Source organism: Salmonella sp. SAL4457, from assembly GCF_046548235.1.
GTDB lineage: Bacteria > Pseudomonadota > Gammaproteobacteria > Enterobacterales > Enterobacteriaceae > Salmonella > Salmonella enterica.
In genome coordinates, this window is sequence record NZ_JBGDZO010001057.1 from 1 (window position 1) to 247 (window position 247).

A 247-nucleotide genomic window follows, 5' to 3' on the forward strand; every position below is an offset into this window, starting at 1 on the left:
GTCAAGCATTCGCGCCTCATCATCCTGGGCTCCGGTCCGGCCGGCTATACCGCCGCCGTGTACGCCGCACGCGCCAATCTCAAGCCAGTGGTGATCACCGGCATCCAGCCAGGCGGCCAGCTGACCACCACCACCGAAGTCGACAACTGGCCGGGCGACGTCGAAGGCCTTACCGGCCCGGCGCTGATGACCCGCATGCAGCAGCACGCCGAGCGTTTCGACACCGAGATCGTCTACGACCACATCC

At 66.4% G+C, this 247-nt stretch carries 1 protein-coding gene; it reads left to right on the plus strand.

The window, feature by feature from the left end:
- Positions 1–247, plus strand: a 247-nt coding sequence (locus ACLJNW_RS27420) for an FAD-dependent oxidoreductase (RefSeq protein ID WP_410961711.1), incomplete at both ends; no start/stop codon positions are given.